The following is a 15029-nucleotide window of genomic DNA, read 5'->3' as shown; positions in this document are numbered from 1 at the left end:
GTCGCTATCCGGCCTCATCATTGCATCATTACTAACAAATCTCGCAGCAAAAAACGGTGACTGCATTCGCGTTACTGAAGTAACGCATCGCGCCCCTGACGGATATCGCGTGGCGACCAGTTAAACTCGCGACGAAATAGCGTCGAAAAGTGGTTACTGTCGCCGAAACCGCAGTGATAGGCGATGTCCGTTACGCTTTCATCACTGTGTCGCAGGAGGTGGCGGGCTTTGATAAGACGCAGACGATTAAGATAGCGCTGGGGCGTCAGCCCGGTGTGCTGCTTGAGCTGACGATGCAGAGTACGCAGCGACAGCGAGAACCGGTCAGCCAGCGCCTCCCAGCATACTTCTTCGGCGAAATGGTCTTCCAGCCACGCCATCAGTTGATTCAGTCGCGCGTCGTTATTTTCCGCCCCTTCCATCAGACTGCTTCTGCGCAGTAATACCAGCAGTTGCATAAACACAATTTCGCGGTTCGCCAGCGCGGGGAGATCCATTTCTTCATCGCGTTGTTCCATCTGCGCCACCAGGTGGCGCACCTGTTGAAGCACGCTTTGGTTCACCCGCCAGTGTGAAGGGTACGCCCCATCCTGTTCCTGGGGCAGCAGTTGATCCAGCCCGGACAAAAACTGGAACGCATCGGGCGAACGGTAGAGCACATTGGTCAGGCAAAGGTTATCGGTGTGTTCATATAAGTGCCGATCGTGATCGCGAACAAAACAGACGGTGCCGCCGCTAATGGTATACGGCTGTCCGTTAAACACATGGATGCCTGTGCCATGTTCCACAATCACAATTTCATGAAAATCATGGTGATGCTCCGGAAAGGCAGACTGTGGCAGCCGGGGCTCAATGGCGACAGGCGCTTTACCTGATGGGAAAAAATCCACGCTGTGCAGTACGGTCATGATGATCCCTTCCGGATGAAATGAACATGGCAAAATAGTAATTAAGGGTTATCAACCTCACCTTAAATTTTCGACACGAAACTGAGCAAACAGCGTCAATTTTTCAAGAAAAGGCGGGAAAGATCCGGAAATGCGGTCGACATCACATCAGGAAAACGGGGCGGTATAACTGGAAACTGTGAACGCTATCACGTTCATCTTTGCTTTCTTGCCAGCGGCTAATTATGGCTGTCAGTAACAAGAAGGTGAGCCATGACGAGGTTTTTTAGACTGAGCGCAATGAAACTCAGAAGGACCTCGCTATGACTTTTCGCCATTGTGTCGCTGTCGATCTCGGCGCATCCAGCGGACGCGTAATGCTGGCGCGCTATGACAGTGAACATCGCACCCTGACGCTGCGTGAAATCCACCGCTTCGTAAACTGCCTGCAAAAACAGGACGGTTTTGATACGTGGGACGTCGACAGTCTTGAAGACGCCATTCGCCTCGGGCTGGAGAAAGTTTGCGATGAAGGCATCCGCATTGACAGCATCGGCATCGACACCTGGGGTGTGGACTATGTCCTGCTGGATAAGCAGGGCCAGCGGGTCGGGCTACCGGTCTCCTACCGCGACAGCCGCACCACCGGCATTATGCCGCTGGCGCAGGCGCAGATCGGTAAAGGCGATATTTATCAGCGTAGCGGGATCCAGTTTCTGCCGTTCAATACGCTTTACCAACTGCGCGCGCTGGTCGAACAGCAGCCAGAACTGGTGTCGCAAGTGGCTCACGCGCTGCTGATCCCTGACTACTTCAGCTATCGTCTTACCGGCGAAATGAACTGGGAATACACCAACGCCACCACCACCCAACTGGTCAATATCAACAGCGACGACTGGGATGAGACCCTGCTGGCCTGGACCGGTGCGGAGAAAACCTGGTTTGGCCGCCCTACGCATCCCGGCAATGTCATTGGCTACTGGATTTGTCCGCAGAAGAACTCAATTCCGGTGGTTGCCGTCGCCAGTCATGACACCGCCAGCGCGGTGATCGCCTCTCCGCTGGCCGATACCCATAGCGCCTACCTCTCGTCGGGAACCTGGTCGTTAATGGGCTTTGAAAGCCGTACGCCGTACACCAACGACGCGGCGTTGGCGGCCAATATCACCAACGAAGGCGGCGCGGAAGGCCGTTACCGGGTGCTGAAAAATATCATGGGGCTGTGGCTGCTCCAGCGCGTGCTGAAAGAACGCCAGATCGGCGATCTCCCTGCGCTGATCGCCGAAACGCAGACGTTAAAAGCCTGCCGCTTCCTGATCAACCCTAACGACGATCGCTTTATCAACCCGGACGACATGTGCGCGGAAATACAGGCGGCCTGCCGCGAATCCGGACAACCGGTACCGGTCAGCGACGCGGAGCTGGCGCGCTGCATTTTCGACAGCCTGGCGCTGCTGTACGCCGATGTACTTGAGGAACTGGCGGCCCTGCGCGGCGAGGCCTTCTCCCAGTTACACATCGTCGGCGGCGGCTGCCAGAACGCCCTGCTTAACCAGCTCTGCGCCGACGCCTGCGGCATCCGCGTGATGGCCGGTCCGATCGAAGCCTCTACGCTCGGCAATATCGGCATTCAACTGATGACCTTAGATGAACTGAGCAACGTCGATGACTTCCGCCAGGTGGTCACCGCCAACTATAACCTGACGACTTTTACCCCTCATCCTGACAGTGAAATTGCCCGCTATGTCGCGCAATTTCACGCAAAACGACAGACAAAGGAGCTTTGCGCATGACCACTCAACTGGAACAAGCCTGGGAACTGGCGAAACAACGCTTCGCCGCTGTAGGTATTGATGTCGAGGAGGCGCTGCGCCAGCTCGATCGTCTGCCGGTATCCATGCACTGCTGGCAGGGCGATGACGTAGCCGGTTTTGAAAATCCGGAAGGATCGCTTACCGGCGGCATTCAGGCCACCGGCAACTACCCGGGTAAAGCACGTAACGCCACGGAGCTTCGCGCCGACCTTGAGCAAGCGCTGAGCCTGATCCCAGGGCCGAAGCGCCTGAACCTGCACGCCATTTATCTGGAGTCGGAGACCCCGGTTTCCCGCGACCAGATAAAACCGGAACACTTTAAAAACTGGGTGGAATGGGCAAAAGCGAACCAGCTCGGGCTGGACTTTAACCCGTCCTGCTTCTCGCATCCGTTGAGCGCGGACGGCTTCACCCTTTCCCATGCCGACGACAAAACCCGTCAGTTCTGGATCGATCACTGCAAGGCCAGCCGCCGCGTTTCCGCTTACTTTGGCGAACAACTGGGCACGCCGTCGGTGATGAATATCTGGATCCCGGACGGCATGAAAGACATTACCGTTGACCGCTTAGCGCCGCGCCAGCGTCTGCTGGACGCACTGGACGAGGTGATCAGCGAGAAACTCGATCCGGCGCATCACATCGACGCTGTGGAAAGCAAACTGTTTGGCATCGGCGCGGAAAGCTACACCGTCGGCTCCAACGAATTTTATATGGGCTATGCCACCAGCCGCCAGACCGCGCTGTGCCTGGACGCAGGCCACTTCCATCCAACTGAAGTGATTTCCGACAAGATCTCTGCCGCGATGCTTTACGTGCCGCGCCTGCTGCTGCACGTCAGCCGCCCGGTCCGTTGGGACAGCGACCACGTGGTGCTGCTGGACGACGAGACCCAGGCGATCGCCAGCGAGATCGTACGCCACAATCTGTTCGACCGCGTCCACATCGGCCTCGATTTCTTCGACGCCTCCATCAACCGCATCGCGGCATGGGTTATCGGCACCCGCAACATGAAAAAAGCGCTGCTGCGCGCGTTGCTGGAGCCAACAGAACAACTGCGCCAGCTGGAAGCCAGCGGCGATTACACCGCGCGTCTGGCGCTGCTGGAAGAACAAAAATCACTGCCGTGGCAGGCGGTTTGGGAAATGTACTGCCAGCGTCACGATACGCCAGCCGGCAGCCAGTGGCTGGAAAACGTACGCGCATACGAGAAAGCGATCCTCAGTCAACGTCGTTAAGACAAATCGTAGGCCCGATCGGCCCAGCGCCATCGGGCAAATAATGAGACAGGTACACTATATTATGCAAAACATTACCGATTCCTGGTTTGTTCAGGGGATGATCAAAGCCACCTCCGATGCCTGGCTGAAAGGCTGGGACGAGCGCAACGGCGGCAACCTGACGCTGCGTCTCGACGAGGCGGATATCGCGCCGTTCAGCGCAGACTTCCACGCCACGCCACGTTACATCGCCCTGAGCCAGCCAATGCCGCTGTTGGCGAACACGCCGTTTATCGTGACCGGTTCCGGTAAATTTTTCCGCAATGTGCAGCTCGACCCGGCAGCCAATTTAGGCGTGGTGAAAGTCGATAGCGACGGCGCGGGCTATCACATTTTATGGGGACTGACCCACGAGGCGGTGCCGACCTCTGAACTGCCGGCGCACTTCCTCTCCCACTGCGAGCGCATCAACGCGACCCATGGCAAAGACCGTGTGATTATGCACTGCCACGCGACCAACCTGATCGCCCTGACCTACGTGCTGGAAAACAGCACCGATCTCATCACCCGCAAGCTGTGGGAAGGCAGTACCGAGTGTCTGGTGGTGTTCCCGGACGGCGTCGGCATTCTGCCGTGGATGGTGCCGGGCACCGACGACATCGGCCAGGCCACCGCACAGGAAATGCAAAAACATTCGCTGGTCCTGTGGCCGTTCCACGGCGTGTTTGGCAGCGGCCCGACGCTGGATGAAGCGTTCGGCCTGATCGACACCGCAGAGAAGTCCGCCGAAGTGTTAGTCAAAGTGTTGTCGATGGGCGGCATGAAGCAAACCATCAGCCGTGAAGAACTGATCGCGCTGGGTAAACGTTTCGGCGTAACCCCGCTCGCCAGCGCATTAGAACTGTATTAATCGCAACATCGCGCCCCGCTCACCGTTGCCGCGCTGAAACCTAACCAGAGCGGCAATATGTGGATCTCCCGTTTCGCTGTTGCATATGTCGATGTGGCTAACGGTTTTGAGTGGCAGGCCGTGGCAGCCTGTGGGGTACTGAGCGGCATCCCTATCCCTGGCGGTTCCGGCGCCATGCAAGCGCAGCGCCGCCGGACATAATTTCATCGTAATTAAGGAGAATAACATGAGCTTTATGCTGGCACTTCCCAAAATCAGCCTGCACGGCGCAGGGGCGATTGGCGATATGGTGAATCTGGTTGCGAACAAGCAGTGGGGAAAAGCGCTGATCGTCACCGACGGTCAATTGGTGAAGCTTGGGCTACTCGATAGCCTGTTCACCGCGCTGGATGCGCACCAGATGTCGTATCACCTGTTTGACGAGGTGTTCCCGAATCCAACCGAAGCGCTGGTGCAAAAGGGTTACGCGGCGTATCAGGAGGCGAACTGCGACTACATCATCGCATTTGGCGGCGGCAGCCCAATCGATACCGCCAAAGCGGTGAAAATCCTTACCGCTAACCCGGCGCCATCCACGTCCTATTCCGGCGTGGGCAAAGTGAAGAACCCGGGCGTACCGCTGGTCGCGATCAACACCACCGCCGGGACAGCGGCTGAGATGACCAGCAACGCGGTGATTATTGACGCCGAACGTCAGGTAAAAGAAGTGATCATCGACCCGAATATCATTCCGGATATTGCGGTAGACGATGCCAGCGTGATGCTGGATATTCCGGCGTCCGTCACCGCGGCGACCGGTATGGATGCCCTGACCCACGCGGTGGAAGCCTACGTTTCCGTTGGCGCGCACCCGCTAACCGACGCTAACGCGCTGGAAGCTATCCGTCTGATCAACCTGTGGCTGCCGAAAGCCGTGGCTGATGGCCACAACATGGAAGCCCGTGAGCAGATGGCGTTCGGTCAGTATCTGGCGGGGATGGCATTCAACAGCGCCGGCCTGGGGCTGGTTCATGCGCTGGCGCATCAGCCGGGCGCGACTCACAACCTGCCGCACGGCGTTTGCAACGCCATCCTGCTGCCGATCATTGAAAACTTTAACCGCCCGAACGCCGTCGCGCGTTTTGCCCGCATCGCCGGGGCGATGGGGGTGGATACCCGCGGCATGAGCGATGAAGCGGCAAGTATGGAAGCGATTAATGCGATCCGCGCCCTGAGCAAACGCGTGGGTATTCCGGAAGGGTTCAGCGCACTCGGCGTAACCAAAGAGGACATCGAAGGCTGGCTGGATAAAGCGCTGGCTGACCCGTGCGCGCCATGCAACCCGCGCACTGCCAGCCGCGATGAAGTCCGCGAGCTATACCTGGAGGCGTTATGATCCGCAAAGCATTCGTGATGCAGGTTAACGGCGACGCGCACGAAGAGTATCAGCGCCGCCATAACCCCATCTGGCCGGAGCTGGAAGCGGTGCTAAAAGCGCACGGCGCGCATCACTATGCGATCTATCTCGACGAAGCGCGCAACCTGCTGTTCGCCACCGTGGAGATTGAGTCCGAAGAGCGCTGGAACGCGATCGCGAATACTGACGTGTGTCAACGCTGGTGGAAACATATGCGCGACGTGATGCCCGCAAACCCGGACAACAGCCCGGTCAGCGCGGAACTGAAGGAAGTGTTTTATCTGGCGTAAGCGCCAATGAGTCCAGGCCCGGTGAATACCGGGCCTTTTTGCATCAGAAGTAATATTTGAAGCGAACGCGGGCGCCGTAGCGGTCGTCGGAATCGTCGCCGTGAACGTCATCGCCGTCGCTGTTCATGATGGAATAATAGGTACCGAGATAGATATTGAAGTTCTCCATATCCATCACGTTGGCGAACTGATAGGACGCATGAATAGTATGAATGTCATAGGTGCCTTCATCGTTAATCCAGCAATCATCGTCGCAGACGACACCTGAATATTCATCAATCTTGTTATGCGCATAAATATACCCCAGCTCAAAGCGCTTCCACAGGGCGTTCACCCCGGCGGTAAAGTCTTTTTCACTGCTGGCATCCAGATACGCGGTGCTGACGTTAAGCACCACTCCGTTGTCCGGATCGGTCTTTAAGCCGTCCCAGGTCATGGTTAAGCCATAGCCGGTGCGGTCGGACTGATCGACAAAGTCGCCCTGTGCGTCGGTGTAGCCGTAGGCGTTATTGACCACGTTCGATTCCATCGCCGCGGCCACCGAGAACTCATCTTTTGACCACGCGATAACCGGGCGCAGATAGGCAACGTTTTTCTGTTGATCCATCTCACGACCATGGTAGTCACCCTCATTAAACAGCGCGGTACCGTCTTCCAGCAGGGTGTTGAGTTCGAAATACCAGTTATCGATTTGCTTGCTGACAAGGAAGTTACCGCCCGCGTCGGAACGTCCGCGCCCTTCTTTCATCATGTAGATATAGCCGCTGCCGTCGTTGTACAGATCGTTAGCGGTATTGCCGGAATGTTCGACAAAAGTATCCTGATTCAGCGGGAACATATCGTAGGCTTCGAAACGCCCGACTTTCACCTTCCAGTCGTTTTCCTTGCCGAAGAAGAAGACCGCGTCATCAATGTCCACCGTGCCGGACATGTCACCTAAGGGCTGCGCCGAGAAGCCAGCGAAATAGCCGTTATCCAGCTTCCGCATCCCGTCAAAACCCAGCAGGATACGGCCATTCAGATCCCATTGTTCATTCGTTGTGTCAGGATCCATATTGGCATTGGTCATCGCCAGCAGGCCATGTTTGCTTTCGGCATCCATGTTGAATTCCACATCGCCGTAGATTTTCAAATCGCCGTAGCCGGAGAGCTGCAGATTTGGCGTCGCGGCGTTTTTCTGCGTTTCTTCCGTCGGTGTCTGTCCGTTAACCGGAGTGTTGCCCTGAGCGGCTTTGATTTCGCGGATCTCCGCAGCCTGCTGGACCTGTAATTGTTGTACCTGGCTTTCCGCCTGGGCCGCCCGGTTTTCCGCCGCCGCCAGTCGGGCCTCTAATTGCTCAAGCCGTTGTTCCAGAGTCAATTGCGCTGTTTTAGCAAAACCGGTATTTGCCACTAATAATAATCCGATTGCTAAAGATAACGTCGATTTCTTCATTTATTCGCTTTCCTTGAAATAAAGAATGATCAGCGTTTTCCTGTAGGAATACGCGTGGTGAATAATGAGATAAGAACAATTTTATTTTTATATATATTGACACCAGCAATTGAACCCATGAATGATTAAACAGCGATTGCGGGTGCTTTCACAGGCTAATAATTATTAGCATTCTGATTTATTGGTGTAAATGCAGCAAATACACAGTTCGTGAGGAATCTAACAAAAGCGGGGAAATAAACGAAATATCGTAAAAAGTTATAAATATAGATTTAATGAAAATATAATTTTAATTAATCATTGAGCGTGACGTTATTACACCACGCTCGAATTAATCGAAATAATCTTAATTTTGTTCGGCGACCAGAATTGCCTGCGTATCCGGTGCCAGCGCCTTAAATATATGTTCCCGATCGGCGGGGTAACAAATATAGTCACCCACACCTAATTCTTCCGGCGCGTCGGTCAGACCAACCAGCGCTTTTCCCTGCGTCACGATGATATGCTCTATCGACCCGGGCGGATGGGGCTGTGAAACGCGGTCGGCTCCCGGCTGGGTCAGCAGTAAATAGATATCGCGACGTGCGCCAGGGGGGCACGCGGCCAGCAAAATGGCCTGATAGTGCGCCTGCTCCGCCACCACTTTTGTCCCTTCGCCCCGCCGAATCACCTGCGTTTTTTGCACCTGCGGTTCCAGCAGCCGCGCAAAGGGGATATCCAGCGCCACACAGAGCGACCAGAGCGTTTCCAGGCTAGGATTACCGTTTCCCGCTTCCAGCTGTGAAAGTGTGGATTTGGCGATGCCTGCCCGGCGGGCGATTTCCGCCAGCGACAGTCCTGTCCGCTGACGTTCGCGTACCAGACTTTTAGCAATCACGCTGATGGGCTGTGTCATTCACGTCTCCGCGTTTTTTATAACGAACGATTCGTTCGTCTTGTAAATCGATCATGTTCCGTTCATTATAATGGAAACTCGTTCGATATGGCTAAAATGGATGAAACACCTCTTTTCCAGTCTGAAAGCAGACACGATAAAAGCGATATTTCTGGTATGCCTGGCCGTCGGCGTAGTGGGCATGTCCTACGGCTCGCTGGCAATGGCCTACGGTTTCCCGGTCTGGGTACCGTTTGTACTCTCGATTTTTGTACTGGCCGGCGCGTCAGAATTCATGTTCATCGGCATTGTCGCCAGCGGCGGAAACCCGTTAGCGGCAGCGGCAGCCGGTTTACTGGTTAATGCCCGCCACGTACCTTTCGGCGTGACGGTGCGCGATCTGGTCGGCACCCGCGCCGCCAGCTTTTTGGGCTGCCACATTATGAACGATGAGAGCGTGGTGTTTGGCCTGTCGCAGAAAACGCCGGAGCAGCGTAAAGCCGCTTACTGGCTTTGCGGTCTGGGCGTTGCCATTCTCTGGCCGGTAGGTACCCTGCTGGGTACGGTGGTGGGACAGTTGCTGCCCGCGCCGGAAACCATCGGTCTCGACGCCGTGTTCCCGGCGATCCTGCTCGCGCTTGTGGTACCTGCTTTCAAAAACCGTACTACTTTAATTCGCAGCCTGAGCGGCGCCGCCGTGTCGCTTGCTGCCGTGCCTTTTGCGCCGGTCGGGCTGCCGGTGCTGCTTTCCCTGCTTGGCTTACTGACGAGGAAAAAATAATGGGCAACATGACGCTGTTTATCCTCGGCATCGCAATTTTATCGGCGGGTACTTACCTGATGCGCCTCGGCGGCGCAAAGCTGGGGAGTCGTCTGGCGCTTTCCGAGCGCTCGCAGGCGCTGCTTTCCGATGCCGCGACGGTATTGCTGTTTTCCGTTGCGCTGGCGACCACCTTCTACGAAGGCGAACACTTTGCGGGTATAGCGCGTGTGTTGGGCGTGGCTTTCGCGGTATTTCTCGCCTGGCGGAAAATGCCGCTGATTGTGGTGATTATCGCTGCGGCGGTGGTGACGGCGCTCTTGAGAATGGCGGGAGTGCACTAACCACTAAAACAATCGCCGATCGCGATCACATCCTGTTTAAAACTGAGTTTCATTTTTCTGATTAAGCGTAGAAAGTAGTTAGTGTCGAAGAAAAATATCAGTGTCTAGCGTCGAATAATAATCGACGCTATTTTCTACTCTACGCGGGACAAGAAAGATGGCGCGGACAGCCAAAGAAAAATTATTGCATCATATTCTGACGCATTATGCGGAAAGCATTACGGGATTCACGGCCCAGGACTGTACTTGCTTTATGCAGGTCAACCGTAGCGTCATTAGTCACTACCTGAACCGACTGTGCGACGAGGGGCGTTTACGCAAAGAAAACACGCGCCCGGTGCGCTTCTTTATTCAGCATAATGGCGCACAAAATGAGCAAGCGTCCCGTTTAGTGTCGAAAAAGGCTGATGCTTTCCAGAGTCTGACCGGCGCCGAGGGTAGCCTGGCGGAAGCGGTCGCTCTCTGCCGCTCAGCGGTGGACTATCCGGGAGACGGCTTACCTGTGCTGATCTCAGGCGAAAGCGGCGTGGGCAAGAGCCATCTCGCCTCGCTGATCTATCAGTACGCCATCGGACGCGGCGTTATCGCCGCTGATAAACCGTTTGTCGAACTAAACTGCGCTGACTACGCCAACAACCCCGAACTGCTCTCCGCCACGCTGTTCGGCTATACCCGCGGCGCCTTCACCGGCGCCGATCGTGAGAAACAGGGCGCGTTTGACGACGCCAACGGCGGCTTTCTGTTCCTTGATGAAGTGCATCGTCTGTCCGCGGAAAACCAGGAAAAACTGTTCCTGTTTATGGATAAAGGCTATTTCTATCGACTCGGCGATAACCGCACCCGCCATCCGGCTTCGTTACGCTTTATCTTCGCCACCACGGAAAATATTGACACGGCGTTGCTCAATACCTTCCGCCGACGCATCCCGGTTCGGGTAACATTGCCTAACTTTATTTCGCGACCGCTCACAGAGCGTATCGCACAGGTCACTCTGTTCCTGTGTCAGGAAGCGGCCAACCTGGGCAGGGACATCCACCTCGATAATCAGTTGATGCGCCAGCTCGTCTCTTCTCCGGTGCGCGGCAACATCGGCGAACTGAAAAACCAGATCAAAGTCATGTGCGCCAGCGCGTGGAGCAATCACCGCGACGCCGATATCATCAGGCTACGCGGTACGCATCCGGACGGCGAAATGCTGGTGATTTCCGCCGACACAGGAGGACAGGAACCCGACGCCAGTATGCTGCTGCCTAAGGCGATGCATGATGAGGTCATTTTCCGCGATTTTTGCCACAGCGGTAATGTTCTGCTGCTGAACCGCAAAATCGAGCAGTTGCTGGCGACGGTGAAGGGCGTGGTTTCCACTGAAACGCTGTATAACGGCTACGTCTGGCAGAACACAATGCATGCGGTAAACGAACTGGAGTGTCTGACCGGCATCACCTGCGGTCCGGAGATCCGTAAAGCGCTCTGGCTTTGCCTGACCTACGCGTTGCATACGCCACAACAGGCGGAACAGGCCGATGAACTGCTGACCATTGCCGACTACGTTTCCGGCAAAGCGCGCCTGCTAACGGAGGAGTGTATTGCGCTGCTGGCGAAGCACGTCACGCATCAGCAGTTACCTCTGTTGCAGCCATTGTTCAGTTGTATCTTTCATTCTGTGGCCGGGGAAGATTCGCCGATTCAGGGCATTATTGTTTCCCACGGGCGCTCGACTGCGTCGAGCATTGCCGGCATCGCCAACCAGCTGACCGGCGGCTATTACTTTAAAGCCTTCGATATGCCCAACGCGACCTCAACCCGGGAAATTATCGACCTGCTGATAAGCCATCTGTCACGTCTTAAGCACGGCGGCGGGCTGATTATTCTGGTCGATATGGGCTCGCTGAAAGCGATCTACGAAGAGATTAAACTTCATCTGCACGGCGAGCTGCTGGTGATTAACAACGTCAGCACCGCAATGGCGCTGGATATTGCCTCGAAAATCCAGGACAAGTTGCCAATGGAGGCGATTATCGAAGGGGCGAAAGGCGCGTGGGAAGTAGAAACGCGTTATTACGCCGGAATACTTCCCGGCAACAAAATCATCATTTCGTGCATTTCCGGCGAGGGCATTTCCCGTAAGCTTAAAGATATCGTGCAGCGCTATCTGGCGCAGGAGGAGATCGACATCATCACGATGGAATATGACGATCTGAAGTGGAAAATCGCCCGCGCCGACCCGGCGCTTAACGGCACGCGGCTGATTATCACCACCACCGAACTGGAGGCGGGGTACATCCCGCTGCTCAGCGTCGAACAGCTGATTAAAGAGAAAACGCTGGTGCTGAAGCGCGACTACTTTAACGGATTAGTCATGGAAGGCGCTCTGGAGCCGATGATCGAGGAGGTGGTCAAACTGTTTACCGTCGAGGGGGTTGCCAGCAGGTTGAACTTCCTCAATCCGGTGGTGATCATCGACGAAGTGGAAGCCGTTATTAAGCAGTATGAGTCTTTCTACAAAATCCACTTTGAAAGCTATCTGCGTATCAACCTGTTTATGCATATAGCGCTGATGATTGAGCGCGTCATGGTGAATAACGGCGTCCGGCACCGCGAAGAAGCTGAACTCACGTTGGATCAGCAGGCTTTTGTCGCCGTACATGACACTTTTTTCCAGGCGCTAAACCGTAAATACAATATCACCCTGCCGCTGACCGAAGTGCTCATGATTTATGAAATTATGGAGCCGTGGATAGCCACCGAAGCGCTCTGTTAACGTTTCTGCCAGCTACAGACTGGCAGACGCTTCGACGCTGCGTTCGCAGCCCTTTTCGACACAGCAAAAGCCCTCGAACACTACGTTTTACTTCATTAAATTCAATAAGATAAAAATATGGCATGCCGCTTGCAATACCTTCAACAGATACTGAAAAATGAAGGAATGCACAATGCGAGAGTTGTACATCGCAACCCACGGGCACTATGCGCAGGGCATTGTCTCAGCGCTGAATCTGCTGGTCGGCGACGATCATGGCGTAACGCCGATTTGCGCCTACTGCGGCGACATCGGCTCAACGGCGGAACTGGCAGCCCGCTTTGAAGCGATCGTTCAGCAGACGATTAGCCAACAAAAGGAACTGGTGCTGTTTACCGATATGCCCGGCGGCAGCGTTAACAACACCGCCGTCCAACTGCTGGTTAAATATCCGCATATCCATGTGATCAGCGGCGCAAATTTGATCATGCTGATGGAGTTCTGCCTTTCTGAACAGACCGAAACCTTAGCGCGTATCCAGGACGCCATCACCGCCGCCAGCGGTGCGATGCAGTATGTGAACCGCCTGCCTGAAATTCTTACCGCTCGTCAGGCGGAATCAAGCGTCCCTGCTGACGATATGGACGGCTTTTTTGCCGCGGAGAGGCCATTATGACCATCGCTCTGGAAACGCTTGACCCGCGCTATTTCAAACCGCAACCGGGCCTGGATCGGCGCTGGCTGAGCGAAGCGCTGAAGGAAGTTATCACGCAGATAGACGCGATGCTGCCGCGCTTTACCACAACCTTTCCGGCAGCCAGCGCGGTTGATGGTCGCTATCCTGTCGTTGAAAAAGTCGACTGGACCGAAGGCTTCTGGACCGGAATGCTGTGGCTGGCCTGGGAGGTCACCGGTGCCGATAAGTATCGCGTCATTGCGGAAGGACTGCTCGACAGCTTTGAAGAACGCCTTGATAAGCAGATTAAGATTGATACGCACGACCTGGGATTTCTGTACCTGCTCTCCTGCGTTAACGCCTGGAAACTGACGGGCAACCGTCGCGCGCGCGAACTTGCGCTGCGCGCCGCCGAACGGCTGTATCAGCGCTTTAACGCAACGGCTGGAGTGATTCAGGCCTGGGGCGATTTGAACGATCCCGCGCGCCAGGGACGAATGATCATCGACTGTAATCTCAACGTCCCGCTGCTGTTCTGGGCGGCAAACGAAACGGGCAATAGCGCCTGGCGTGAAGCGGCTACCCACCATCTGGCGCAGGCGGCGCGCTATCTGGTGCGCGACGATGCCTCAACGTTTCATACCTTTTATATGGATATCCACAGCGGCCAGCCGCTGCGCGGCGATACCCATCAGGGCTTCAGCGACAGCTCCTGCTGGGCGCGCGGTCAGGCCTGGGGTATTTACGGTTTCGCGCTGGGTTTTCGTCATACCGGCGACGCCTGCCAGCCGGAGCTGGCGCGTAAACTGGCCCACTATTTTCTCAACCGGCTGCCGGACGATTACATCTGCTACTGGGATCTGATTTTCACTCCGCAGGATAACGCCTGGCGCGACACTTCCGCCGCCGCTGTCGCCGCCTGTGGGCTGGCGGAGCTGTTAACCCTGCTGCCGCTCAGCGACCCGCTGCGTCCCGCCTACGCGAACGCCATCGAACTGATGATGCGCAATTTACGTGAGCGCTACTTTGCCCACACGCAGGACGGCCTGCTGCGTGAAGGCGTTTACAACTATGGCCGCAACGTGGGTATTAATGAACCTAACCTTTGGGGCGATTATTTTTATTTCGAAGCCCTGGTTCGTCTTTCCCGCGTCTGGACACCCTACTTTTGCTAACTGGAGCTACACATGATTTCTTTAATTCGTATTGACGATCGCTTAATTCATGGCCAGGTCGCCGTTGTCTGGACTAAGCACCTCGGCGTCAACCGCATCCTTGTCGCCAACGATCAAATCGTAAATAACGACGTGCAGAAAATGTCGCTGCGGATGGCGGCGCCCGACACCGCGAAATGCGCCATCATGGCGGTAAAAGATGCGGGCGATGTGCTTAACGATCCGCGTTCCGAAGCGATGAAAATTATGGTGATCGTTAACAATGTCGCCGATGCCCGGCGTCTGGTTGAACAGGTGCCCGCGATAAAAAGCCTCAACGTCGCCAACTTCGGGCGCATTACCGATAATCTGGCGGCGAAAAAACGCATCAGCGATACCGTGTACGTCACGCCGGAAGACGTAGCGGATTTTCATGCCATCGCCGCGCGCGGCGTAAAAGTTGAATACCAGGTTCTGCCCTCTCATCCGGTGAAGAATTTGATTGAGATGCTGGATAGCGCCGCCAGCTAAG

The 15029-nt window shown here is 55.6% G+C and carries 14 protein-coding genes and 1 pseudogene; 12 read left to right on the top strand and 3 right to left on the bottom strand.

The window, feature by feature from the left end:
• Nucleotides 1-71 precede the first annotated feature (71 nt).
• Entirely contained in the window at nt 72-908 is an 837-nt protein-coding gene (rhaS, locus tag OOJ60_RS20705; protein ID WP_042292528.1) for an HTH-type transcriptional activator RhaS, read from the bottom strand.
• Nucleotides 909-1210: 302 nt separating this feature from the next.
• On the opposite strand from rhaS, the gene rhaB reads away from it, so the two are divergent.
• From rhaB to rhaM, 6 genes and pseudogenes are all read left to right on the top strand, one after another.
• A complete protein-coding gene (gene rhaB, locus OOJ60_RS20700; protein ID WP_205613117.1) occupies nt 1211-2680 on the top strand; it encodes a rhamnulokinase in 1470 nt (489 codons plus the stop codon).
• Nucleotides 2677-3936, top strand: a complete 1260-nt coding sequence (gene rhaA, locus OOJ60_RS20695; protein ID WP_199957756.1) for an L-rhamnose isomerase — start codon at nt 2677-2679, stop codon at nt 3934-3936. Before rhaB ends, rhaA begins: the two co-directional genes overlap by 4 nt.
• A 64-nt stretch (nt 3937-4000) precedes the next feature.
• Nucleotides 4001-4828 (top strand): rhamnulose-1-phosphate aldolase, encoded by an 828-nt coding sequence (rhaD, locus tag OOJ60_RS20690; RefSeq protein ID WP_205613116.1) that lies wholly within the window; start codon nt 4001-4003, stop codon nt 4826-4828.
• Nucleotides 4829-4879: 51 nt separating this feature from the next.
• Nucleotides 4880-4999, top strand: a pseudogene (locus OOJ60_RS20685) (ABC transporter permease); the annotation flags it as partial.
• A gap of 55 nt (nt 5000-5054) precedes the next feature.
• A complete protein-coding gene (gene fucO / locus OOJ60_RS20680) occupies nt 5055-6203 on the top strand; it encodes a lactaldehyde reductase (protein ID WP_205613115.1) in 1149 nt (382 codons plus the stop codon).
• Nucleotides 6200-6514, top strand: a complete 315-nt coding sequence (rhaM, locus tag OOJ60_RS20675) for an L-rhamnose mutarotase (protein WP_205613114.1) — start codon at nt 6200-6202, stop codon at nt 6512-6514. Before fucO ends, rhaM begins: the two co-directional genes overlap by 4 nt.
• Before the next feature lie 43 nt (nt 6515-6557).
• Here rhaM and OOJ60_RS20670 read toward each other — a convergent pair whose 3' ends face one another.
• Nucleotides 6558-7949: a carbohydrate porin gene (locus OOJ60_RS20670; protein ID WP_205613113.1), complete on the bottom strand. Its 1392-nt coding sequence runs from the start codon at nt 7947-7949 to the stop codon at nt 6558-6560.
• Nucleotides 7950-8295: 346 nt separating this feature from the next.
• Nucleotides 8296-8844 (bottom strand): helix-turn-helix domain-containing protein, encoded by a 549-nt coding sequence (locus tag OOJ60_RS20665; protein WP_042292509.1) that lies wholly within the window; start codon nt 8842-8844, stop codon nt 8296-8298.
• Nucleotides 8845-8944: 100 nt separating this feature from the next.
• On the opposite strand from OOJ60_RS20665, the gene OOJ60_RS20660 reads away from it, so the two are divergent.
• The 6 genes from OOJ60_RS20660 to OOJ60_RS20635 all read left to right on the top strand — a co-directional run bounded on the left by OOJ60_RS20660 (nt 8945) and on the right by OOJ60_RS20635 (nt 15028).
• Entirely contained in the window at nt 8945-9604 is a 660-nt protein-coding gene (locus OOJ60_RS20660) for an AzlC family ABC transporter permease (RefSeq protein ID WP_060570987.1), read from the top strand.
• Entirely contained in the window at nt 9604-9927 is a 324-nt protein-coding gene (locus tag OOJ60_RS20655; RefSeq protein ID WP_199957755.1) for an AzlD domain-containing protein, read from the top strand. The genes OOJ60_RS20660 and OOJ60_RS20655 overlap by 1 nt, the downstream gene beginning before the upstream one ends.
• A gap of 157 nt (nt 9928-10084) precedes the next feature.
• The gene (locus OOJ60_RS20650) at nt 10085-12688 is read left to right on the top strand and encodes a sigma 54-interacting transcriptional regulator (RefSeq protein ID WP_205613112.1); all 2604 of its coding nucleotides are present in this window, start codon (nt 10085-10087) and stop codon (nt 12686-12688) included.
• Between the two features lie 172 nt (nt 12689-12860).
• Nucleotides 12861-13343: a PTS sugar transporter subunit IIA gene (locus tag OOJ60_RS20645; protein ID WP_042292499.1), complete on the top strand. Its 483-nt coding sequence runs from the start codon at nt 12861-12863 to the stop codon at nt 13341-13343.
• The gene (locus OOJ60_RS20640; protein WP_205613111.1) at nt 13340-14518 is read left to right on the top strand and encodes a glycoside hydrolase family 88 protein; all 1179 of its coding nucleotides are present in this window, start codon (nt 13340-13342) and stop codon (nt 14516-14518) included. The genes OOJ60_RS20645 and OOJ60_RS20640 overlap by 4 nt, the downstream gene beginning before the upstream one ends.
• 12 nt (nt 14519-14530) lie before the next feature.
• A complete protein-coding gene (locus OOJ60_RS20635; RefSeq protein ID WP_205613110.1) occupies nt 14531-15028 on the top strand; it encodes a PTS system mannose/fructose/N-acetylgalactosamine-transporter subunit IIB in 498 nt (165 codons plus the stop codon).
• The last annotated feature ends 1 nt before the right edge of the window (nt 15029 follow it).

This window comes from Citrobacter sp. R4 (assembly GCF_026719175.1).
Lineage (GTDB): Bacteria > Pseudomonadota > Gammaproteobacteria > Enterobacterales > Enterobacteriaceae > Citrobacter_A > Citrobacter_A sedlakii.
This window is presented reverse-complemented; position numbering and strand designations above follow the sequence as displayed.